This is a genomic window from Agromyces cerinus subsp. cerinus (assembly GCF_900142065.1).
Lineage (GTDB): Bacteria > Actinomycetota > Actinomycetes > Actinomycetales > Microbacteriaceae > Agromyces > Agromyces cerinus.
The window spans coordinates 47,073-68,252 of the sequence record NZ_FSRJ01000005.1 but is presented as its reverse complement, the minus strand read 5'-3'; the positions used below and the strand labels follow the sequence as shown (position 1 = coordinate 68,252).

Here is a 21,180-nt window from a genome sequence, read left to right as displayed (position 1 = left end):
CATCGGCGCGGCATTCGTCGGTGGCGGGCTCGCGGCCACGCCCTGGGGCGTCGAGGCTACGTCGTGGAGACGGCGACCGGATCGAGCTCCGCTGCCACGACGGCGTCGAAGGCCATCGCCGTGCGCGCGGCCACCTCGCGCCACGGCGCATCCCAGATCGCCTGGTTGAAGATCTCGACCTCGATGTCGCCGCGGTAGCCTGCAGCTTCGACGGCCCGCGTGAAGCCCGCGAAGTCGATGACCCCGTCGCCCGGGTAGTGGCGCGAGAGCAGCACGTCCGCCGCGAGCGGCGTCTGCCAGTCGCACACCTGGTAGCTCGCGATGCGACCGGATGCCCCGGCGCGCGCGATCTGCTCGAACACCTCCGGGTCCCACCAGATGTGGAACGTGTCGACGACGACCCCCACGGCCGAGGCGTCGAACGGCTCGGCGAGGTCGAGCGCCTGCCCGAGCGTCGACACGACGGCGCGGTCGGCCGCATACATCGGGTGCAGCGGCTCGATCGCGAGAGTGACCCCGGCGGATGCCGCGTGCGGCACCAGCTCGGCGAGGGCATCGCCCACTCGGGCTCGCGCGCCGACGAGGTCGGTCGAGCCCGCGGGGATGCCGCCGGCCACGAGCACGAGCACCGCCGCGGAACCGGACGCTCCCGCGGCCGCAAGCGTCGCGGTCTCATCGATCGCACGACGGTTCTCATCGATCGCGGCTCGACGTTCGACGCCCTCCGGCAGCGTGAAGAACCCGCCGCGGCAGAGACTCGAGACGCGTAGGCCCGAGTCCGCGACGCGACGCGCCGCCTCGTCGAGACCGAGGTCGGCGACGGGCTCGCGCCAGAGGCCGATCGACCGGTAACCGGCTTCGACCGTGACGCGGAGCGCCTCGTCGAGTGAGGCGTACTTGATCGTGGCCTGGTTCAGCGAGAGACGGGGGTGCGCGTTCATGCGAACACCTCTGTCGCATCCGCCGGGGCATTCGCGAGGTCGACGCCGTTCAGCGTGAGCAGCGAATGCCAGCGTGCCGCCGCGAGCTCGGGGCGCTCGAGGGCGCCCGACGTGTTCGCGAGCTCGACGATGCGAGACAGGTGCGGAAGGCTGCGCGACGCGTGCAGACCGCCCACCATCTGGAACGCCGGCTGGTGCCCGTTCAGCCATGACAGGAACGCGACTCCCGTCTTGTAGTAGTACGTCGGCGAGGCGAACACCTGCTGCGAGAGCGGTTCGGTCGGTGCGAGGATCTCGCGGTACGCCGCGACGTCGCCTCGGTCGAGCGCCTGGATCGCGGCCGACGCGTTCGGCGCGAGGCACGAGAACGCGCCGAGCAGGGCGTCGGAGTAGGTGCCCGCCTGCCCTGAGCCGGTCGAAGGGTCGCCCTCGATGAGCCCCACGTAGTGGAAGTCGTCGCCCGTGAACATGCGCGCCGACTCCGGCAGGCGACGGCGCACGGCGATCTCGGCGTCGGCGTCGAGCAGGCTCATCTTCACGCCCTGCACCGTGTCGCCGGCTGAGCCGATGATCTGCAGCAGCGTCTCGGCCGCGGCATCCGTGTCGTCGGATCCGAAGTAGCCGGCCAGCGCCGGGTCGAACGCGGTGCCGAGCCAGTGCAGCACGACGGGCGTGCTCGCGGCGGCGAGCACCTCGCGGTAGACGCGGCGGTAGTCGTCTGCCGTCTGCGCGGCGCGCGCCAGGTGGCGGCTCGCCATGAGCACCACGCCGGCGCCCGCGTCTTCAGCGTGGTGCAGCTGTTCCTTGTAGGCGTCGATGATCCGATCGAGCGGGATGTGCTCCTCGTCGACGTGATCGGTGTTCACGCCGACGACGAGCCTGCCGCCGACGGATGCCGCCTCCGCGGCGCTGCGCGAGATGAGCTCGCGCGTGGCAGCCGCATCGAGGCCCATGTTGCGCTGCGCTGTGTCCATGGCATCGGCGACGCCGAGCCCCCACGACCACACGTGGTGGCGGAACGCGAGCGTGGCGTCCCAGTCGATCTCGGCCGGTTGCCCGGGCGTGTTGTCGGCGTGGGCCTTCGGCACGACGTGCGCGGCCGCGTACGCGACGCGACTCGAGAGCGGATGCCGCGGCTTCCCGAATGCCGGAGCCTCGGCGAGTTCCGCGGCGCGCAGGGCGCCGTCGGCGTCGAGGAGGGTGAGCGAGGTCATGGTCAGCGGACCCCCGCGAACTCTGCAGCGTCCGCGGCGGCGTCGGTTGCGACATCCGCAGTGCTCAGTCCCGAGTCGAGCGTGACGACCGGGAGCTCGATGCGACGGCCCTCGCGGCTCGAGGCGAGGCCCTGCTCCGCGAGGAGCACGCCGCGCGCGCCGGCGAGGAAGTCGAACTCGTTGGGGCCGTCTTCGACGACGTGGCGGATGAACTCCTCCCACTGCGTCTTGAAGCCGTTCTCGAACTCGCGGTTGCCGGGGCTCTCGATCCAGTCGCCGGCGTAGTCGTGCTCGTCGGCGAGGTCGGGGTTCCACACGGGCTTGGGCGTCGCGTTGCGCGGCTGGATCTTGCAGCCGAAGAGGCCGACGACCGCCGAGCCGTGCGTGCCGTCGACCTGGAACTCGACGAGCTCGTCTCGGTTGACGCGCGTGGTCCAGCTGGAGTTGAGCTGGGCGATCACGCCGCCCTCGAGCTCGAAGATCGCGTAGGCGGCGTCGTCGGCTGTGGCGGGGTAGGCCTCGCCGCGCTCGTCGACGCGCTCGGGGATCTCGGTGACGGCCTTGGCGTAGACCGACTCGACGCGGCCGAAGAGGTTCTCGAGCACGTAGTTCCAGTGGGGGAACATGTCGACGATGATGCCGCCGCCGTCCTCGGCGCGGTAGTTCCAGCTGGGGCGCTGGGCGGGCTGCCAGTCGCCCTCGAAGACCCAGTAGCCGAACTCGCCGCGCACGCTCAGGATGCGGCCGAAGAAGCCCGAGTCGATGAGCCGCTTGAGCTTCTGCAGTCCCGGCAGGTAGAGCTTGTCGTGCACGACGCCGTTCTTGATGCCGGCCTCGTCAGCCAGGAGGGCGAGCTCGAGGGCCTCCTCGAAGGACTCGGCGGTGGGCTTCTCGGTGTAGATCGCCTTGCCGGCCGCGATGGCCTTCGTGATCGCGGCCTTGCGCGCCTTCGTCACGAGGAAGTCGGCGTAGATCTGCCAGCGGTCGTCGGCGAGCGCCTCGTCGAGGTTCGTCGTGTAGTGCTCGATGCCGTGCTTGGCCGCGAGGTCGGCGAGCTTCTTCTCGCTGCGGCCGACGAGGATCGGCTCGACCTGCACGCGGGTCTCGCCGTCGGCGAGGAGCACACCGCCCTGCTCGCGGATCGCGAGGATCGACCGCACGAGGTGCTGGCGGTAGCCCATGCGGCCCGAGACGCCGTTCATGATGATGCCGATGGATTCGGGGGTGGAGTGATCGACCATGTGCTTCGTCCTTCTCGAGTCGTCGGCCATCGGCGATTGCTCGCCTCATGCGGCCGGAAAGCGTTTACCCGAGAGTAGGACAGCCGTGACGGATCTGCAACATCGTGGGTGCTCGGGTGCTCGGGTGCTCGGGTGCTCGGGTGCTCGGGTGTGCGAGTGCCGAGGCTCAGCGGGCGCGGGTCACCGCGACACGGCTCAGCGGGCGCGAGTCGGCGTGGAGGCCCGCAGAACGACCTCGGCCCGTACCGGCAGGTCGTCGCCGGGGCCGATGGTGTCGAGCGCGAGGCGCAATGCCCGACGACCGACCTCCTCGAGGGGGAGCCGCACGGTGCTCAGGGGAGGGGTGACGTCGCGCGCGGTCGGAATGTCGTCGAACCCCGCGATGGCGACGTCCCGTCCGGGGACGAGTCCGGCGTCGCGGATCGCGGACATCGCACCGACGGCCATGACGTCGTTGGCGGCGAAGACGACATCGATCTCGCCGATGCCCAGCTCGACGAGGGTGCGCATGCCGTCGTAGCCGCCATCGCGCGTGAATGCCGGGCGCACGATGTGTTCGGGGGCGATGGTGAGATCGGAGGCCGCCAGGCCGGCGAGGAATCCGCCGAGGCGGTCCTCGGCTGTTCGCAGCCCCTCGGCGCCGGTGAGTGCGGCGAAGCCCCGGTAGCCCGCCTGGACGAGCGCTCGCGCGAGTGCCTCGGCCCCTGCCGCGTTGTCGAGCGCGACGCTGCGATGGGGGGCCTCGGTCGCGCCGATGAACGCCACCCTGCCGCCGTTGGCCTCGAATGCCCGCAGCTCTTCGGCGAGGGCCGTGGCGGCCGGGTCGTCGGCGCGGCGCGAAGCGGCGAGGATCATGACACGAGGGCGCTGGCCTCGGAGGCTCCGGACGAGTTCGAGCTCCCGCTCCGAGTCCCGTTCGGTCGCCGCCATCGTGACGATGAGGCCCTCGTGGTCCGCCTCGCGGACGACGCCGGCGGCGATCTGGGCGAAGTAGGGGTCCGCGATGTCGGCGACGAGCAACGCGACGGTCGTCGACGTACCGCGAGCCACGGCCTGGGCGGAGAGGTTCGGCGAGTAGTCGAGCTTCGCTGCCGCGGCGAGCACGCGCTGTCGGTACTCCTCGTTGACCTTCCGGGTGCTGCCGTTCAGCGACCGCGACGCGGTGGCCAACGAGACGCCCGCCTCGCGCGCGACATCGTGGAGCGTGGCCGGTGCGCGTCGCTCGCCGTTCGTGCCTCCGACGGTCATCGGCCCTCCAACTCGTGCGGTGCTTCTGCGGCTCGACCCTATCGCGCGGGGTCAGGGGAGTTTGGCGGCCCGACGGTCGGCTGGTAGGAATTGAACCATGATGGATAGCGCTTACCCGACTCGGGTCCGTGAGCGACGGCGGTTGTGCGGGCATGACCGGGCACGGCTCGCGAGCTGGCGTGAGCGATAAGATGCCCGAAACGCGAGGAGGCGCCATGCGTGCCGTGATTCTGAACGGTTCCGGTCGGTACGCCGACCCGTGGCACCGCCACTCCGAGACGAGTGCGGCGCTCGCCGAGCTCGTCGCAGAGGCCGGGTTCGCCGTCGACATCGTCGACGACGCCGATGCGGCACTCGCCGCACTGCCCGACGACGTCACGCTCATCGTCGTGAACACCGGCGACCCGCACGTGCCGGCGCCCGAGGGGGAGACCGGTGTCGTGCCCGAGGCAGCAGTGCTCGATGCGGCGAACGCCGCTCTCGAACGGGCGATCGACCGTGGCCTCGGCATCCTCGCCGTGCACACGGCAGCGGCGAGCCTGCACGACTATCCCGCGTTCGAGCGGGCACTCGGTGCGCGTTGGGTGCGCGACAGCTCGTGGCATCCGCCCATCGGCGAGGCTGCGGTTCACCTCGTGGGCAACCACGCGATCGCCCAGGGACTCGTCGACTTCACCGTGTTCGACGAGCGCTACACCGACTTCCGGCTCGACGACGTGATCGAGCCGATCGCCGAGCACGAACACGAGGGCATGCGCCATCCGCTCGTGTGGGCCCGGGAGTTCGGCCGCTCGCGCCTCGTCTACGACGCCTTGGGCCACGATGCCCGCTCCTACGACTCGGCCGGTCATCGGGCGCTCCTCGCCGCCTCGCTCGCCTGGCTCGCGCGCGTGCCGGCACCGACGGCGAACGAGCGGTGAGCCGGGTCGTCATCGCGCCCGACTCGTTCAAGGGCACGGCGAACGCAGCGGATGCCGCGGCCGCCATCGCGCGCGGATGGCGCTCGGTGCGCGCCGACGACGAGGTGATCGCCCGGCCCATGGCCGACGGCGGCGAGGGCACGCTCGACGCCTTCGAGGCCGCCGTGCCGGGCGCGAGGCGGATGCCGGTCACGGTGCATGGTCCGGTCTCCGGGGCGGGGTCCGCGCCGGTGGCGACGCACTGGCTGCTGCTGCCCGACGGCACGGGCGTCGTCGAACTCGCGGCGACGTCGGGAATCACCCTGGTCGACCCGCTCGCGCCCCTCGACGCGCACTCGGCGGGCTTCGGCGAGGCGATCGCCGACGCACTCGACGCCGGCGTCGACCGGCTCCTGCTCGCGCTCGGCGGCAGTGCGTCGAGCGACGGCGGCACGGGAGCGCTCTCCGCCCTCGGCGCCCGGTTCCTCGATGCAGACGGGGCTCCGGTGCCGTTCGGCAATCGGGGGCTCGGCGCCCTCGCCCTCGTCGATCTCAGGGGTCTGCGCTCGCTGCCACCCGGAGGGGCGCTGATCCTCGGCGACGTCACGAACCCCTTGCTCGGAGAGGGGGGAGCCGCAGCCGTCTTCGGCCCGCAGAAGGGCGCGGATGCCGCGACCGTCCCCGTGCTCGAGGCGAACCTCGCCCGGTTCGCACGCCTCGTTCCCGACTCCTCACCGGAGACCCCCGGCGCCGGTGCGGCCGGTGGCACCGGGTTCGGCCTGCTCGCATGGGGCGCGGTCATGGGCGGCGGAGCGGCACTCGTCGCCGACGCCGTCGGGCTCGGCGCCGACCTCGTCGGCGCCGACCTCGTGATCACCGGTGAGGGGCGATTCGACGGACAGTCCGAGGCGGGCAAGGCGCCGAGCGAGGTCGCCCGGCTGGCTGCGGCGCGCGACGTGCCGGTGGCGCTCGTCGCCGGTGCGATCACGGCGGAGCCGCGTGGGTTCGCGGCATCCGTCGCCCTGGCCGGGCTCGCCGGTGGGGCGGAACCCGCGATGGCGGATCCGCTGCGCTGGCTCGAGGCCGCAGGCGCTCAGCTCGCCGGCGGGATCGGTGTCGTCGCGACGAGCTGAACGGCTCGCGCGCCTCGTCAGATGTGGTGCAGCCCGGGGTGCGGCTTCGGCGGTTCGGCGCCGACGAACTTGCCGTGGCGCTCGGCCGGATCGTGGCTGTCGGCGTGACCGTCGGTCGAGGTGTAGTCGCCGACGGTCGACTCGTCGTCGTCGGCGCCATCGGTACGGACGTATGCGCCGGCGACCGTGCGCTCGTGCGCCCCCTCGCCGTCGACCTCGGTGTAGCTGCCCTCGAGGTCATCGGTGGCGTCGACCGTGCCGGCGGGCGTGCTCGGCTCGTCGGAGGACTGCGGCTCAGCGGGTCGGTTCGATTCGGACATCATCGCTCCCTCATCGTTGGTCGGGGCGCCGTCATGGGGGCGACGTCTCGCCCCCATGCTATGTCTCCATGCCCAGAAGGGAAGGGGTGCCGCGGCAGCTCATGGTGAAACCTCAGCGCAGGAACAGCCGCGCATTCGCCTGTTCGGCGTCGGAATACTGCACCGCTGCGACGCCGAGTGCACGGTTCAGGCCCGCGAGGCTCTCTTCGACCTGCAGTTGGGTGGCCCGCCAGTCGGCGACCGCGCCCTGGAACGCGGTCGACGCCTGGCCCGACCACGACGACTGCAGGCCCGAGAGCTGGCCGAGGAGCGACGCCACCTCGGATTGGATGCGCCCGATCGTGCCCTGCACGGTCTGGGTGGCGGCCGACACCTGTTCGGCATCGACGTGGTAGACGGCCATCTCGGCCCCTTTCGTTCGGTGTGCGCGCCACGCTACGGCGCGGCCGGTGAACGAATCGTCATCGAGGGCCGGTGGTGCGCGACATCCGCTGCTCCTCGCCTGTTGAGGCGGAGTCCGGGCGCGGTTGCCGGGCACGAGCCGCGGACGCGCTGAACGGTCGCGCGACCGACGGTCAGTCGGCGGTGACCGGCTGCGGCGCGGCGGCCGAACCGGCCAGGGGCAGGGACACGCGGAAGGTGGCGCCGCCGCCGGGCGTCTCGACGACGTCGACCGTGCCGTTGTGCGCGGCCACGATCGAGGACACGATCGCGAGGCCGAGGCCCGACCCGCCCGTCTCGCGGGTGCGCGACGTGTCGGCGCGCCAGAAGCGCTGGAAGATCTTCTCGCGGATCTGCGGCGGGATGCCCTCGCCGTGGTCGACGACCTCGATCATCGCCCGCTCGGTCGCGTCGTCGACCGAGATGCGGATCTCGATGGGGCTCTCGGGTGCGGTGAAGCGGATCGCGTTGCCCATGAGGTTCGTGATGACCTGGCGGATCTTGTTCTCTTCGGCGAGCACCACGGTGCGGCGAACCGGCATCTGCGAGCCGGGAACACCCGAGTCGTGCGCCGTCGGCGGTGCGGCGATCGCGTCGGAGGCTGCGGTTGCAGCCGCGGCCGCAGCCGCGGAGGCCGCCGCCGATGCCCGTGCGGCGCGCTTCGACGCGGTCGACGAGCCGCCGGCCTTCGCCGTGGCCCGGCGGCTGCCGGTGGTGGTCGCGGCCTCGCCCTTCGGACGACGTCCCCGGAGGCGCGCGAGCGTCGCCCCGGCGAACGAGATCGCCCCGGTGGGAGGCGAGGTGCGGTCGCCCGCGTGGTCGAGTTCGACCTCGAGTTCGGGAGCGGGCTCGCCCGAGGCATCCGTCGCGCTCAGGTCTTCGGGTGCGATGACCGTGACGGTGCGGGCGGGGTGGGCGGCCATCGTGTCGAGGGCGGCATCCCGCGCGAGCGGCACGAGGTCGACCTCGGCGAGCTCGAGCGGCTTCGCCTCGTCGAGTCGAGCGAGCGCGAGCAGGTCTTCGACGAGGAGGCCCATGCGGATGGCCTCCTTCTCGATGCGCTCCATGGCCTGGCCCACCTCGTCGGGCGACTGCAGCGCGCCCATGCGGTAGAGCTCGGCGTAGCCGCGCACCGACACGAGCGGCGTGCGCAGCTCGTGCGAGGCGTCGCCGACGAAGCGGCGCATCTGGTCGATCGTGCGCGCGCGGTCGCGGAAGGCCCGGTCGATGCGGTTCAGCATCGTGTTGAGCGAGCGGTTGAGCCGCCCGACCTCGGTGTTGGGCGTCGCGCCGCCGAGGCGCTGGCTGAAGTCGCCGTCGGCGATCGCCGCCGCGGTGCGTTCGACCTCGCGGAGCGGCATGAACGTGGTCGTCACGAGCATCCGGGTGAGCAGCGCGCCGACCAGGACCACGCCGAAGCCGAACCCGAAGAAGATCGTCAGGTACATCGCGAGCAGCTGCTCGGTCTCCTTCGAGGAGATCGCGAGGATGATCGGCGACCAGTTGCCGTGATTGTCGGCGAGGGTCAGCGCGGTGACGGCGCGGAAGGTCGCGTTGCCGTCGCCGTCGATCATCGGGAAGACCGAGAACTGGCCCTGGTTGCGCGCATTGACCTCGGCGGCGGTCAGCGTCTCGGGGATCTGCGGCAGCTCCGCGCCGTCGCGATCGTGCCAGTTGTGCTTGTCGACCTTGCCCGTCTCCGCGTCGTAGACGGCGACGAACACGTCGAGATCGGGCTTGAAGCTGAGGTCGTCGAGGGGAGCCCGCTCGCTCGGCTCCTCACCCTGGTCGGTGAAGTACTTGCGCAGGTCGCCCGACGCGATCGCCTCGAGCTTGACCTTCACCTGGTCTTCGACGTACGAGCGGAGCATCGCCGCAGTGCCGATTCCGGACACCAGAAGTCCGAGCGTGAGCATGAGCACGGTGACACCCGTGATCTTGGTACGCAGCGAGATGCGGTTCCACCGCTCGGAGATCTGATTCATGGCGGGCCGAGTCTAGGTGGGCCTTCCTGAGTCAGGGCTTGGAGGACTTCAGCATGTAGCCGAATCCGCGCTTGGTCTGGATCAGCGGCTCTGCCGAGTGCTGATCGAGCTTGCGGCGGAGGTAGGAGATGTAGCTCTCCACGATGCCGGCATCGCCGTTGAAGTCGTACTCCCACACGTGGTCGAGGATCTGCGCCTTCGACAGCACCCGGTTGGGGTTCAGCATCAGGTAGCGCAGCAGCTTGAACTCGGTGGGGGAGAGCTCGACGGGCACGTCGCCGACGAGCACCTCGTGCGTGTCCTGGTCCATGGTCAGCTCGCCGGTGCGGATCACCGCGTCTTCTTCGGCGTGCATCGTGCGGCGCAGGATCGCCTTGATGCGCGCGACGATCTCGTCGAGGCTGAAGGGCTTCGTGACGTAGTCGTCGCCGCCGACGGTGAGGCCGGTGATCTTGTCCTCCGTGTCGTCCTTCGCCGTGAGGAAGAGGATCGGCGCGGTGTACCCGGCCGAGCGCAGGCGCTTGGTGACGCCGAAGCCGTTCATGTCGGGCAGCATCACGTCGAGGATGATGAGATCGGGTTCCTCCTCGAGCACTGCCGAGATCGTCTGCGCGCCATTGCCGACCGCGCGCACCGCGAACCCGGCGAACCTGAGGCTCGTCGTGAGAAGGTCGCGGATGTTGGGCTCGTCGTCGACGATGAGAATTCGTGGTCCGTCGCTCATGTGATGATTCTCTGCGCATCGGCTGGAACTTTCCTGAACATTCTTCGAGGGTCGCCGATCCGGTGTGTCGGATGACGCATGGATTGGAGGCCCGCGGCAGCCGTGGAAGACTCGGCAGCATGGCGAATCGAACCCCGGTGATCCGGCGCATCGGCCCCCGCGAGTTCGACTTCTCGCGTGAGGTCGCCGTGATGGCGATCGTCAACCGCACGCCCGATTCCTTCTACGACCGCGGACGCACCGAGGCGCTCGACTCCGCCGTCGCCGCAGCGCACCTCGCCATCGAGCAGGGCGCCGACTGGATCGACATCGGGGGCGCGAAGTTCGCGCCGGGCCCCGCCATCCCCGCCGACGAGGAGATCGAGCGGGTCGTGCCCGTCGTCGCCGCGCTCGCCGGATCCGGCGCCGTCATCTCGGTCGACACGTTCCTCCCCGAGGTCGCTCGTGCGGCCGTCGCGGCGGGCGCGCACGTCGTCAACGACACGACCGGCATCCACGACCCGGCCATGGCCGACGTCGTCGCGGAGACGGGGGCGACGATCGTCGTCACGCACAGCCTCGCGAAACCCCGTACGCCGTATCCCTCGCCGCGCTACGGCGACGTCGTGGCCGAGGTGTCGGCCTTCCTCGCGGAGCGCGTCGCGCTCGCCGAGTCGCGAGGCGTGGCATCCGATCGCATCATCGTCGACCCGGGTCACGACCTCAACAAGCACACGCTGCACTCGCTCGAGCTGACCCGCCGCCTCGCCGAGATCACGAGCCTCGGTTACCCGACCCTCGTGGCGCTCTCGAACAAGGACTTCGTGGGCGAGAGCCTCGGGCGGCCGCGCGAGCAGCGCATCGAGGGGTCGATCGCCGCGGCCGTCTACTGCGTCATGCAGGGCGCCCGCATCGTGCGCGTGCACAACGTGCGCGAGACCGTCGACGCCATGCGCATGGTCGAGGCGATCGAGGGATGGCGCGAGCCCGTGTTCCTGGAGCACAACCAGTGAGCGCCGGAGGGCACGTGCAAGAAGGGCACGTGCAACCGGCCCATCCCGATCGGGCGGCGCTCTTCGCCGCGTACGCGCTCGACGACCGGGCCACGCCGCGCGTGCGCATGAACTTCGTCATGAGCCTCGACGGCGCGGTCACCCTCGACGGTCGCAGCGGCGGCCTCGGCGACGAGAACGACCAGCTCGTCATGGGAGTGCTGCGGACCCTCGCCGACGTCGTGCTCGTCGGTGCCGGCACCGTGCGCGCCGAGGGCTACGGCGGACTCCGCCTCCGGGCCGCGAACGTCGAGTGGCGTCGCGAGCAGGGGCTCGCCGACCAGCCGCGGGTGGCGGTGGTCTCCGCGGCGCTCGACCTCGATCCGGGGCATCCGTTCTTCTCCGAGGCCGTGACGCGTCCGATCGTCGTCACGCACGCCGCGGCGCCCGCCGGGCGGAGGGCGGCGCTCGAAGCGGTGGCCGACGTGCTCGTGTGCGGCGAGGCATCCGTCGACCCCCGCACGATGCTCGCATCGCTCGCCGCCGCCGGGCTCCCGCAGGTGCTCTGCGAAGGCGGGCCGCACCTGTTCGGCGCCCTCATCGAGGCCGATGTGGTCGACGAGCTGTGCCTCAGCCTCAGCCCCATGCTCGTGGCCGGCAGCGCGGGTCGCATCTCGCGCACCGAGGTCGAGGTGCCCCGACGGATGCGTCTGGCGCACGCGATCCCCGTCGGGGACCTGCTGCTGCTGCGCTACACGCGTCGCTGACGTCGGCGACGCAGCGGCCGCGTCAGGCGGCTGCGAGCGAGTGGGCGTCGAGGATCGTGTAGCTGTAGCCCTGCTCGGCGAGGAACCGCTGGCGGTTCTGCGCGAAGTCCTGGTCGACGGTGTCGCGCGAGACGAGCGTGTAGAAGTTCGCGCTGAGGCCCGACTCCTTCGGACGCAGGAGCCGGCCGAGACGCTGCGCCTCCTCCTGGCGCGAGCCGAACGAGCCCGACACCTGGATCGCCACGGTCGCCTCGGGCAGGTCGACCGAGAAGTTCGCGACCTTCGAGACCACGAGCACGGGTGTGCGGCCGTCGCGGAACTCCTGGAAGAGCCGTTCGCGTTCGTCGACCGGTGTCGAACCGGTCAGCTGCGGCGCGCCGAGGGCCGCGGCGAGCTCGTCGATCTGGTCGAGGTACTGGCCGATCACGAGGATGCGCTCGCCGGCGTGCTTGGCCACGAGCTCCTTGACCACGCCGAGCTTGGCCGGCGCGGTCGCCGCGAGCCGGTAGCGCTCGTCGTCGGCGGATGCCGCGTACGTCAGCCGCTCGGACTGCGGCAGGTCGATGCGCACCTCGTAGCAGGCCGCGGGGGAGATGAAGCCCTGGGCCTCGATCTCCTTCCACGGGGCGTCGAAGCGCTTCGGGCCGATGAGGCTGAAGACGTCGCCCTCGCGGCCGTCTTCGCGCACGAGGGTCGCCGTGAGGCCGAGGCGTCGACGAGCCTGCAGCTCGGCGGTGAGCTTGAACACGGGCGCGGGGAGCAGGTGGACCTCGTCGTAGACCACGAGACCCCAGTCGAGGGCATCGAGCAATGCGAGATGGGCGTACTCGCCCTTCCGCTTCGCGGTGAGGATCTGGTAGGTCGCGATCGTGACCGGCTTGACCTCCTTCACCTGCCCCGAGTACTCGCCGATCTCGTCGGCGGTGAGCGTCGTGCGGCGCAGCAGCTCGTCGCGCCACTGGCGGGCGGAGACGGTGTTCGTCACGAGGATCAGCGTCGTGGTCTTCGCCGTCGCCATCGCGCCTGCGCCGACGAGCGTCTTGCCGGCGCCGCAGGGCAGCACGACGACGCCGGAGCCGCCGTCGAAGAAGTTGTCGATCGCCTGCTGCTGGTAGCCGCGGAGGTGCCAGCCGGCCTCCTCGAGGTCGATGCGGTGCGGCGTGCCCGGCGTGTATCCCGCGAGGTCCTCGGCCGGCCAGCCGAGCTTCACGAGCTCCTGCTTGAGCGCGCCGCGCGCCCAGGCCTCGACGAGGAAGCTCCGGTCGTCGAGGCGCTCGGTGAGCAGCGGCGCGATGCGCTTGGCCGAGGCGACCTCGGTGAGCACGGCGATGTCATCGCTGTGCAGCCGCAGCGCACCGTCGTCGGTGCGGTCGACGACGAGTCGGCCGTAGCGACCGACGGTCTCGCGCATGTCGACGGCGACGGTCTGCGGCACCGGGAACTTCGCGTAGCGCTCGAGCGTCGAGAGCATGTCGTCGGCGTCGTGACCGGCCGCTCGCGCGTTCCAGAGGCCCAGCCGGGTGATGCGGTAGGTGTGCATGTGCTCGGGGGCGCGCTCGAGCTCGGCGAACACCGCGAGGTCGTGGCGCGCGTCTTCGGCGAGCGGGTGCGCGACCTCGAGGAGGACGGTTCGGTCGCTCTGCACGATGAGTGGGCCGTCTGACATAGCGGTCGAGTCTACGCCCGGTTCATGGGAGGGCGGCAGTGCCGGGCGAGTTCGGGCAGCAGCGCCCGCGGTTCGGAGATCTGCACTCGATCGGATGTCTCGGGCGGATCCGATCCGAAGCCGTGCAGATTTCCGAGGCGACGGCGTGCCTCAGGCGCAGGCGGGCGCCGATGAGACGTGGGGCCGTCAGGCGCCGGCCGGTGCCGGGGAGACGGCTGCGATCGCCGACAACGGCAGGGTGCGTTCGATGTCGGCCTTGCGGTCGCGGGCGCGGAGCCGACCGTTGGCCACGCTCGCGGGCGCGAGCAGGTAGTCGGCGGTGTCGCCACCCGGCATGCGCACGGTGACCGTGAGGGTCTCCTTCGAGCGCGCGGCGGCCTCGAGCTGGCGCGACAGCCACGCCTGCTCGCTGGCGCCGGCCTCGCCCTCGGCGAGCACGACGTCGAGCATCGTCTCGACGGGGTCGGGCTTCGACACCGGCTCGGGCGCCGCCGCCAGATGGTGGCGGCTCAGTCGGATGATCTCGCCCTTGGCGTCTTCCGCGGCGACCGGGTACCTCGCGTCGGCGAGCGCCCAGAACACGACCTCGGGAGGGAACCGCGAGAGGAGCCGGTTCGGGCTCGCCTGACGCAGGCCGATCGAGATGAGCGACTGGTCGACGGCGAGGGTGCGCACGAGCTGCTCGTCGTCGGAGCGCACGCTCGCCCGCGCCGGGGCATCCGCTTCGCCGGCGAGCGAGACGCGCAACGACCCGAACCGCGCGGCCGCCTCGTCGACGAGGTACGACAGCGGCTGCGGGATGCCGGTGAGCGAGAGCCCGCCGAGGAACTCGAGGATCGACTCGGCCGTCTCGCCGGCGGCGAGTCCGCGATTGACGGATGCCGCGCTGACCCGATACGTCGACGCGAGGTCGCGGCCCTCGACGTCGGCGAACCCGCGCAGGCGTGCATCGAGCGTCGGTTCGAGCGGACCGGGCGAGACGATCGAGAGGTCGTGCTGCAGGTAGACCTGCTCGACCTGGGCGGGGAAATGCGCCGCGAGTCGTTCGGCGGCACGGTCGAGTTCCCCGTCGAGCACGAGGATCGCCGTCGGTGCCGGTTCGCCCGCCACCGCGAGGCCGAGCGCCTCGGCCTCGCCGATGAGCCGTTCGAGCCCCTCGTCGATCCAACGGCCGCCGGCGGGGTAGAACCAGCGCACGTCTTCGCCGAGCGTGCTCGCCGTGAGTGACTCGCTGCGGCGTGCCACGAGTTCGCGGAGCGGCTCGGGGATGCGGGCGCGCCAGCACTCGGCGAGGCGCCGCCACCGGCCGGCCGTCGTCTCGAGCGACCACTCGGCGCCTCGGTCCGACTCGAGCCAGAACGCGCCGTCGCGCAGCACGAGACCGGCTTCGTCGGCCCGGTGGAAGAGGCGCGGCAGCGCATCGAGCGCGATGCCGCTCGCCTCCGCGAGGCGCTTCGAGTCGGGCAGCGCCAGACCGCCCTTCGCGAGCTCGCGGGCCGGCTGGGTGCCGAGTGCGGCGAGCACCTCCGCCGTGGCGGCGACCGTCGCGTAGGCGGTCTCGGCGGCGCGCCGGTCGATGAGCGTGCGGTCGACGTCGCCGCCCGAGACGAGCACGGGCGGCGCCGGCGTCGCGAGCTCTGCCACGGTGGGCAGTTCGGCGCCGAGGTGCGGAGCCACCCGTGCGATGACGGCGGCGGGCACGTGCACGCGGTCGCCGGTGCGCACCAGCAGCAGCAGGCCGCCCAGTTCGTCGAGCAGTTCGCCCGTGGAGTCCGACAGTTCAGCGGATGCCGCGTGCCCCACGAGCTCGGCGCGCACCGCGTCGACCGTGGTGTTGCCGTCGGCGACGAGTTCGACGGCTGCGGCGAGCACGGCGAGGTGTCGACGATCGAGCCGGCCGACGGCGTGGTCGATCGAGTCGGGTGCGAGCACCGCCTCGGCGAGGTCGAAGAGGTCACGCACTCCCGACGGCTCGAACTCGCGCGAGTGCAGTGCTGCTGCGAGGGAGTCTCGCGACAGCCCGCGGAGTCGTGCGGCGAGCTCGAGCATCGTCTCCGATCAGCTCGATCCGGATCGCGCGGCTCGGCCGCGCCGAACGCCGTTGACGATGAGCAGGACGATGAGGAGCAGGAAGGCGATGGGCAGCCCGAACCACGGCAGCATCGTGACCACCGCCCAGACGCCTGAGCCCATCTCGTCGACGGCGACGCCGGAGATCGTGCCGATCATCACGGCGAAGAAGCAGATGATGGACAGGCCGACGATGGCGGCGAACATGTACGCCAGGACGCGCTCGGCGCGATTGTCGGTGATGGGGCCGGAATCGCTCACACTCCCAGAATAGGCCAGGCGGCCCGTTCGCGGGTGTCCCGAGCAATAGACTGGGCTGTGGACGGCGCTGTGGTTCAGCGCGCCTGCAGACATGAGCGAGGTTCATACGATGCCCACCGGCAAGGTCAAGTTCTACGACGAGGAAAAGGGATTCGGCTTCATCAGCTCCGATGACGGCCAGGAGGTCTTCCTCCACGCATCCGCACTTCCCGCCGGTGCGACCGTGAAGGCAGGCAGCCGACTCGAGTTCGGCGTCGCCGAAGGCAAGCGCGGCGCCCAGGCGCTGTCGGTGCGCGTGCTCGACACTCCCGTGAGCCTCACCAAGATCAACCGCAAGCCCGCCGACGACATGGCGATCATCGTCGAAGACGTCGTGAAGGTGCTCGACGGCATCGGCGCCGACCTCCGTCGCGGACGCTACCCCGAGAAGTCGAAGGCGCGCACCGTCGCCGCGGTGCTGCGCAAGGTGGCAGACGATCTCGATGCCTGAGGCGACGGAACCCGAGCAGGCTGTGGCCGAGCAGGCTGCGGCCGAGAGCGCGGAGAGCGCCGAGAGCGCAGTGGTCGTCGTGGCCGACGAGGTGCTCCTGTCGTCGGTGGATCTCGCCCGGCGTGCGCTGCTCGAGGTCACCGCTCCCGAGACGGTCGGATCGGTCGTCGGGCATCTCGTCGAGGGCGAGCACGTGCTGACCCTCCTCTTCGCCTCCGACCTCCGCGGGTACCCGGGCTGGCACTGGAGCGTCACGCTGTCGCGGTTCGACGGCAACGCGGAGCCGACGGTGCTCGAGACCGAGCTCATGCCCGGAGAGACCGCCCTGCTCGCGCCCGACTGGGTGCCGTGGTCGGAGCGGCTGGCCGACTACCGCGCGGCTCAGGAGGCGATCGCGGCCGACGGCGGCGAAGCCGACGACGTGCACGAAGACGATGAGCACGACGATGACGACGACGAGCTCGACGACGACCACGACGATGACGACGTCGTCGACGACGAGTTCGACGGGATCGACATCGATGCGCTCGGCGCGGCCGATGACGCCGGTGACGATGAGGACGACGAGTCCGACGAGTCCGACGATGACGACGAGTCCGACGAGTCCGACGATGACGACGAGTCCGACGATGACGACGACGACGAGTCCGACGACGACGACGACGACGAGTCCGACGACGACGACGACGATCAGTCGGTCGAGCGCTCCGACGACTGATCGGCCCGTCGGCGGATCACCTGCACGACCGCGAGGCCGATGAGGCCGATGGCGATGCCGGTGATCGCCGCGCCGATGAACCATCCGAGGCCCGCCGACTCGAGCGGCTCCCGGAACACGAGGCAGGCCACGAGCGCGACGACCCAGCCGAGCGTGCCCGCGACCACGGCCTTGCGGCCGTCGGCCCGGGCCGGCGCCGGGTCGGGGCGCCGTTCGTCGTCGCTGAGCCAGAGCCGCATCAGGATCAGCCGATCTGCGAGAGCGCGTAGTCGATCGAGGCCGTGAGCGCCCGGACGTCGTCGGGTTCGATCGCGGTGAACGTCGCGACGCGCAGCTGGTTGCGGCCGAGCTTGCGGTACGGCTCGGTGTCGACGATGCCGTTCTCGCGGAGCACCGAGGCGAGTGCCGCGGCATCCGTCGACTCGTCGAAGTCGATCGTGACGACCACCTGCGAGCGGTGCGCGGGGTCGGCGACGAACGGGGTCGCGATCGAGGTGCGCTCGGCCCAGTCGTAGAGCACCGACGACGATTCGCGGGTGCGGGCGTCGGCCCAGGCGAGACCGCCCGAGGCGTTCATCCACTCGAGCTGGTTCTCGAGCAGCAGCAGGGTCGCGAGTGCCGGCGTGTTCAGCGTCTGGTTCAGGCGCGAGTTGTCGACCGCGTTCTTCAGCGACAGGAACTCGGGGATGTACCGGCCGCTCGCCGCGACGCGCTCGACGCGCTCGATCGCAGCGGGGGAGAGCAGCGCGAACCAGATGCCGCCGTCGGAGGCGAAGTTCTTCTGCGGTGCGAAGTAGTAGACGTCGAACTGCCGCGGGTCGACCATGATGCCGCCGGCCGCACTCGTGGCATCGATGACGGTGAGCGCACCGGCGTCGCCGGCCACCCGGGTGACCGGGGCCATCACGCCGGTCGAGGTCTCGTTCTGCGGCCAGGCGTAGACGTCGACGCCCGCGAGCGCGGCGGGCTCGGCGCGGGAGCCGGCGTCGGCCTTGCGCACGTCGGGGGCCTGGAGCCAGGGCGCAGCCGCGGCGGCGGCGAACTTCGCGCCGAACTCGCCGAAGGAGGCGAGCTGGGCGCGCTCCTCGATCAGGCCGAAGGCCGCGGCATCCCAGAAGGCGGTCGAACCGCCGTTGCCGAGCACGACCTCGTAGCCGTCGGGCAGGTCGAAGAGGTCGGAGAGGCCGGTGCGCACGCGACCGACGAGCTGCTTGACGGGCGCCTGCCGGTGCGAAGTGCCGAGGATCGACGGGCCGACCGCCGCGAGGTGGGCGAGCTGCTCGGGGCGCACCTTCGAGGGGCCGCATCCGAAGCGTCCGTCGGCGGGCAGCAGGTCACTGGGAATCACGATGCTCGGCATGGGTCGAGTCTAGCGATGGGGTGCCGCCCGGTAGGCTGGACGACGGGCTGTGACAACGGGAGGATGGCGCGTGACCGACCTGATCGACACGACGGAGATGTATCTCCGCACGATCCTCGATCTCGAGGAGGAGAACATCGTGCCACTGCGCGCGCGCATCTCCGAACGACTCGGTCATTCCGGGCCGACCGTCTCCCAGACCGTCGCCCGCATGGAGCGCGACGGACTCGTCGTCGTCTCCGGCGACCGGCACCTCGAGCTCACCCCTGAGGGGCGTTCGAAGGCCGTGCACGTCATGCGCAAGCACCGGCTCGCCGAGCGACTGCTCTCCGACGTGATCGGGCTCGAGTGGGAGTTCGTGCACGACGAGGCATGCCGCTGGGAGCACGTGATGAGCGAGCAGGTCGAGCGCCGCCTCATCGAGATCCTCGGCGGTCCGCGCGAATCGCCCTACGGCAACCCGATCCCCGGGCTCGAGGAGCTCGGCCTCCCGCCGGCCGACGCGTTCATGGACGGCGTCGTGAACGTCGTCGAGGCCGTCGAGGCGAGCGATGAGCCCGTGCGCGGCGTCCTGCGCCGGCTGGGGGAGCCCGTGCAGTTCGATCCCGAACTCCTCGCCCAGATGCGTCAGGCCGGGGTCATGCCGGGAGCCATGGCGACGTTCAGCCGTGCCGGCGGCTACGTGCTCGTCGTCGTCGATGGCGTCGACGGCGGCCTCGAGCTGCCCAGCGAAGTCGCCGGGCACCTCTTCATCGCCAGCTGAGCCGGCCGCCGAAAGGCCTGATCAGCGCCACGCCGTGATCAGAATGTGACATTCGGGGGCTCCTCGCGTACTCTCATACGAGTCCGCCGGCGAGAAGCCAGTCGGAGGACCAGGGTCGAGACGCCTCCCAAGCCCACCGCTCGATCAAGTACCCGTAAGCGCCCTCGTGCGCATCCGGTGGGGTGACATCCGATGTCGTGGGGCGACGGAGGTACACATTTTGGCTCGATTCTCACGGCGGCGGCTCACCAGGAACCCCGCCCGCGGGGCCGCGACGAAGGCGATCATCGCCGCGAAAGCGCCCGTTTCCCCCACTTCCCCCCAGCCTGATGCCGCAGCCCGCGTCGCGACGAAGTTGCCGTCGACGCGACGACTGCGCCGCGGTCCGCTCGCGAACGTGCTCGTCATGGCGGTCTCTGCCGGCATCGTCGGCACGCTCGCGATCCCTGCCTACGCATTCGCGCCGGGCTCGGCCGGTCCGCAGTTCGGCGAGACCGACGTGACGAAGCTCACCAAGGCACAGGCGCAGTCGGTCGAAGTGACCGACGACGTGATCGCCGCGCCGGTGACGAAAGACAGCTATGACACCGTCACGGGCGCCGAGATCGCGGCGGCAGCCGAGGCCGCAGCCGCGGCTGAAGCAGCGCGAGTCGCGGCCGAAGAGGCGATGACCTCGTACGCGGCGTCGTACTCGGGCCCGTCGGTCGGCGACTTCCTCGCCAACCCGCCCTACCCGAACTTCGACCTCGCGAGCGTCTACAACGTCGCGACGTCGTACATCGGCGTCCCCTACGTCTACGGCGGCGCCACGCCCGCCGGGTTCGACTGCTCGGGCTTCGTCATGTACGTCTACGCGCAGTTCGGCGTCAGCATGCCCCACTCCTCGGCGGGCCAGGGCGACATGGGCACCCGGATCTCCGAGGCCGACGCGCAGCCCGGCGACCTCGTCATCATGGACGGCCACGACGGGTTCTACGCCGGCAACGGCATGATCCTGCACGCGCCCTACGAGGGCGCATCCGTTCGCGTGCAGCCCATCTGGACGAGCGACTACTACATCGTGCGCATCGGCATCTGACCGATGAACATCGCGTGACACCACGCGTGAATGGCGCGCCGGACATTCCCGGCGCGCCATTCGTGTTCTAACCTGAGACCCTGACGATCCGAGAAACCGGGCAGGGGAAGCCAATGGTGAAGTCGTGCAGCATCCATTCCACGGATGCGCGCGCGCTCTTCGACCAACGGCGCAGTAGTCGAACGAGCACGAACCGGGCCGAGGCCGCGACGGGCACTGTCATCACGACGGTGCCCGTTCTCTGTTTTCAGGGACCCTCGAGCCGCGGTCGGCCGACGTTGCCCGCCACCGCCCGACGTCCTCTCGGACCGCCGATCCGTTCACGCGGCTGGAAGCCATCCAGCCCCGATCGAAAGGCATTCCATGCGCACACTCGTGCTCAACGCGGGCTATGAGCCCCTCGCCATCGTCTCCTTCAAGCGCGCGCTGCTCCTCGTCATGAACCACAAGGCGACCGTCATCCAGCACGAGGTCGGCAACCCGGTCTGCGCGGCGAGCGGATCGTGGCAGCGGCCGAGCGTCATCCTCCTGACCCGGTACGTCCGCGCGCCACGGGTGAACCAGGCGCCGGTGAGCCGACGCGGAGTGCTCCGGCGCGACGACCACGCGTGTGCGTACTGCGGCCGGCCGGCCGCCACGATCGACCACGTGCTGCCCCGTTCACGAGGCGGGCGGGACACCTGGGAGAACCTCGTCGCCTGCTGCCTGCGCTGCAACAACACGAAGAGCGATCGCACGCCGGCCGAGATGGGGTGGGAGCTCCGCTTCACCCCCGGCCGTCCGAACGGGCGCAACTGGGTGGCGCGCGGGTTCGAGCGGCCGATGCCGCAGTGGGACGAATACCTCGTGACGGCGGCCTGATCTGCGCCGTCGGCCACGCGAGCGCGAAT

Annotated in this window: 22 protein-coding genes; 9 read left to right on the top strand and 13 right to left on the bottom strand. The window is 70.9% G+C overall.

What is annotated here, in order from left to right; genetic code table 11:
* Positions 1 to 56: 56 nt before the first annotated feature.
* From BUR99_RS17685 to BUR99_RS17670, 4 genes are all read right to left on the bottom strand, one after another.
* Positions 57 to 941 (bottom strand): sugar phosphate isomerase/epimerase family protein, encoded by an 885-nt coding sequence (locus BUR99_RS17685; RefSeq protein ID WP_074261723.1) that lies wholly within the window; start codon positions 939 to 941, stop codon positions 57 to 59.
* Complete coding sequence (locus tag BUR99_RS17680) at positions 938 to 2,155, bottom strand: dihydrodipicolinate synthase family protein (RefSeq protein ID WP_074261722.1); 1,218 nt, start codon at positions 2,153 to 2,155, stop codon at positions 938 to 940. Before BUR99_RS17680 ends, BUR99_RS17685 begins: the two co-directional genes overlap by 4 nt.
* A 2-nt stretch (positions 2,156 to 2,157) precedes the next feature.
* Entirely contained in the window at positions 2,158 to 3,396 is a 1,239-nt protein-coding gene (locus tag BUR99_RS17675) for a Gfo/Idh/MocA family protein (protein ID WP_084184124.1), read from the bottom strand.
* A gap of 195 nt (positions 3,397 to 3,591) precedes the next feature.
* Positions 3,592 to 4,644, bottom strand: a complete 1,053-nt coding sequence (locus BUR99_RS17670; RefSeq protein WP_074261721.1) for a LacI family DNA-binding transcriptional regulator — start codon at positions 4,642 to 4,644, stop codon at positions 3,592 to 3,594.
* Between the two features lie 215 nt (positions 4,645 to 4,859).
* Here BUR99_RS17670 and BUR99_RS17665 point away from each other — a divergent pair, with 215 nt between their 5' ends.
* The gene (locus BUR99_RS17665; protein ID WP_074261720.1) at positions 4,860 to 5,564 is read left to right on the top strand and encodes a ThuA domain-containing protein; all 705 of its coding nucleotides are present in this window, start codon (positions 4,860 to 4,862) and stop codon (positions 5,562 to 5,564) included.
* Positions 5,561 to 6,676, top strand: coding sequence for a glycerate kinase (locus tag BUR99_RS17660; protein WP_074261719.1), 1,116 nt, complete (start codon positions 5,561 to 5,563; stop codon positions 6,674 to 6,676). The genes BUR99_RS17665 and BUR99_RS17660 overlap by 4 nt, the downstream gene beginning before the upstream one ends.
* 17 nt (positions 6,677 to 6,693) lie before the next feature.
* On the opposite strand, the gene BUR99_RS17655 is transcribed toward BUR99_RS17660, so the two are convergent.
* The 4 genes from BUR99_RS17655 to BUR99_RS17640 form a co-directional block, all read right to left on the bottom strand.
* Positions 6,694 to 6,996: a hypothetical protein gene (locus BUR99_RS17655; protein ID WP_143231705.1), complete on the bottom strand. Its 303-nt coding sequence runs from the start codon at positions 6,994 to 6,996 to the stop codon at positions 6,694 to 6,696.
* A 112-nt stretch (positions 6,997 to 7,108) separates the two neighbouring features.
* Positions 7,109 to 7,399, bottom strand: a complete 291-nt coding sequence (locus tag BUR99_RS17650) for a WXG100 family type VII secretion target (RefSeq protein WP_074261717.1) — start codon at positions 7,397 to 7,399, stop codon at positions 7,109 to 7,111.
* A 172-nt stretch (positions 7,400 to 7,571) separates the two neighbouring features.
* Positions 7,572 to 9,422 carry a sensor histidine kinase gene (locus BUR99_RS17645; protein ID WP_074261716.1) on the bottom strand — a complete coding sequence of 617 codons (1,851 nt, stop codon included), beginning with the start codon at positions 9,420 to 9,422 and terminating at the stop codon, positions 7,572 to 7,574.
* Between the two features lie 31 nt (positions 9,423 to 9,453).
* A complete protein-coding gene (locus tag BUR99_RS17640) occupies positions 9,454 to 10,146 on the bottom strand; it encodes a response regulator transcription factor (RefSeq protein ID WP_022894322.1) in 693 nt (230 codons plus the stop codon).
* A 119-nt stretch (positions 10,147 to 10,265) separates the two neighbouring features.
* On the opposite strand from BUR99_RS17640, the gene folP reads away from it, so the two are divergent.
* Complete coding sequence (gene folP, locus BUR99_RS17635; RefSeq protein WP_074261715.1) at positions 10,266 to 11,138, top strand: dihydropteroate synthase; 873 nt, start codon at positions 10,266 to 10,268, stop codon at positions 11,136 to 11,138.
* Positions 11,139 to 11,167: 29 nt separating this feature from the next.
* Positions 11,168 to 11,884, top strand: a complete 717-nt coding sequence (locus BUR99_RS17630; RefSeq protein WP_159441008.1) for a pyrimidine reductase family protein — start codon at positions 11,168 to 11,170, stop codon at positions 11,882 to 11,884.
* A gap of 22 nt (positions 11,885 to 11,906) precedes the next feature.
* Here the strand turns inward: BUR99_RS17630 and BUR99_RS17625 are convergent, their stop codons facing one another.
* From BUR99_RS17625 to BUR99_RS17615, 3 genes are all read right to left on the bottom strand, one after another.
* Entirely contained in the window at positions 11,907 to 13,550 is a 1,644-nt protein-coding gene (locus BUR99_RS17625; RefSeq protein ID WP_074261713.1) for a DNA repair helicase XPB, read from the bottom strand.
* Positions 13,551 to 13,736: 186 nt separating this feature from the next.
* A complete protein-coding gene (locus tag BUR99_RS17620; protein ID WP_074261712.1) occupies positions 13,737 to 15,599 on the bottom strand; it encodes a helicase-associated domain-containing protein in 1,863 nt (620 codons plus the stop codon).
* Between the two features lie 9 nt (positions 15,600 to 15,608).
* Positions 15,609 to 15,881, bottom strand: a complete 273-nt coding sequence (locus BUR99_RS17615; RefSeq protein WP_084184121.1) for a hypothetical protein — start codon at positions 15,879 to 15,881, stop codon at positions 15,609 to 15,611.
* 109 nt (positions 15,882 to 15,990) lie between these two features.
* Here BUR99_RS17615 and BUR99_RS17610 point away from each other — a divergent pair, with 109 nt between their 5' ends.
* Together BUR99_RS17610 and BUR99_RS17605 are read left to right on the top strand one after the other, a co-directional pair.
* The gene (locus BUR99_RS17610; protein WP_056656630.1) at positions 15,991 to 16,371 is read left to right on the top strand and encodes a cold-shock protein; all 381 of its coding nucleotides are present in this window, start codon (positions 15,991 to 15,993) and stop codon (positions 16,369 to 16,371) included.
* A complete protein-coding gene (locus tag BUR99_RS17605; RefSeq protein ID WP_074261711.1) occupies positions 16,364 to 17,089 on the top strand; it encodes a DUF3027 domain-containing protein in 726 nt (241 codons plus the stop codon). The genes BUR99_RS17610 and BUR99_RS17605 overlap by 8 nt, the downstream gene beginning before the upstream one ends.
* On the opposite strand, the gene BUR99_RS17600 is transcribed toward BUR99_RS17605, so the two are convergent.
* Positions 17,062 to 17,328, bottom strand: coding sequence for a DUF2530 domain-containing protein (locus tag BUR99_RS17600; RefSeq protein ID WP_074261710.1), 267 nt, complete (start codon positions 17,326 to 17,328; stop codon positions 17,062 to 17,064). The two genes, BUR99_RS17605 and BUR99_RS17600, sit on opposite strands and share 28 nt — an antisense overlap.
* Positions 17,329 to 17,333: 5 nt before the next feature.
* Complete coding sequence (gene serC / locus BUR99_RS17595) at positions 17,334 to 18,449, bottom strand: phosphoserine transaminase (protein ID WP_074261709.1); 1,116 nt, start codon at positions 18,447 to 18,449, stop codon at positions 17,334 to 17,336.
* A gap of 70 nt (positions 18,450 to 18,519) precedes the next feature.
* Here serC and BUR99_RS17590 point away from each other — a divergent pair, with 70 nt between their 5' ends.
* The 3 genes from BUR99_RS17590 to BUR99_RS17580 all read left to right on the top strand — a co-directional run bounded on the left by BUR99_RS17590 (position 18,520) and on the right by BUR99_RS17580 (position 21,151).
* Positions 18,520 to 19,212, top strand: a complete 693-nt coding sequence (locus BUR99_RS17590) for an iron-dependent transcriptional repressor DtxR (protein WP_074261708.1) — start codon at positions 18,520 to 18,522, stop codon at positions 19,210 to 19,212.
* 220 nt (positions 19,213 to 19,432) lie between these two features.
* Positions 19,433 to 20,290 (top strand): C40 family peptidase, encoded by an 858-nt coding sequence (locus tag BUR99_RS17585; RefSeq protein ID WP_143231704.1) that lies wholly within the window; start codon positions 19,433 to 19,435, stop codon positions 20,288 to 20,290.
* 363 nt (positions 20,291 to 20,653) lie between these two features.
* On the top strand, positions 20,654 to 21,151 hold the full coding sequence (locus BUR99_RS17580) for an HNH endonuclease (protein ID WP_074261706.1): 498 nt from the start codon (positions 20,654 to 20,656) through the stop codon (positions 21,149 to 21,151).
* Positions 21,152 to 21,180 lie beyond the last annotated feature (29 nt).